Origin of the sequence: Candidatus Skiveiella danica (assembly GCF_022705245.1) — a bacterium.
Taxonomy (GTDB): Bacteria; Pseudomonadota; Gammaproteobacteria; order Burkholderiales; family Burkholderiaceae_C; genus Skiveiella; species Skiveiella danica.
This window is the reverse complement of sequence record NZ_JAKJEW010000136.1, coordinates 1-625: the sequence shown is the minus strand read 5'-3', so window position 1 is coordinate 625 and position 625 is coordinate 1. Positions and strand designations below refer to the sequence as shown.

General features: G+C 62.4%; 1 protein-coding gene. It reads right to left on the bottom strand.

Annotated elements, in window-relative coordinates; all coding sequences use genetic code 11:
- Positions 1 to 198: addiction module antitoxin (locus tag ACMUOY_RS20525; protein WP_413894567.1), on the bottom strand; the 198-nt coding region annotated here is incomplete at its 3' end.
- Positions 199 to 625: the final 427 nt, after the last annotated feature.

The following is a 625-nucleotide window of genomic DNA, read 5'->3' as shown; positions in this document are numbered from 1 at the left end:
GGCCTCGCTCCAGGCCAGCGCCTCCTGCTCCCGGGCCGTATCGTCCGCCATCGCGCGGTAGCCCGCCGCCAGGTCGTCGCTGACCACGTGGGGACGGGCCAGGTCTTCGAGAAACGCGCTGATCTTGCGGCGCCCGACCACACGAATCAGCCCTTCGTACACCACTTCATCCATGGTGATCGTCATTCTCTTCTGCATGGCCGGACTCCTTTTTATGCATATACACATTGCACATTTTGCAGAACACTCGGCAGATTCACAGCCTCAAAGTCGGTTATTCCGCGAGGGGCTTATCACCCGTCACCCCCCCCAAACCGGTACCGCACCACTGAATACTGCCGCTTTAGCACCTCGCGACCCGTGAAATGCGTTGATTCCGGGTTGCGCCCCCCCCCTTGCCGCCATTGCGGGGCCGCAAGCCGTGGCCATCCATGGCAATCAATTGGACTCTGACCCCAATTCTTTCGATCCAAACAAGAACTTGTCTGATTTGCGAAAAAGCTATGCCGGCGGCGTTGCCGCCCCATCCGGGGGCGGCGGGGGGAGCCTGGGGCTGACGTCGTCCACGGTGATGGCTGTGCGGCGGATGCGCCAGTCTTGCTGGCGGCGCAGGGCGGACAAGGCG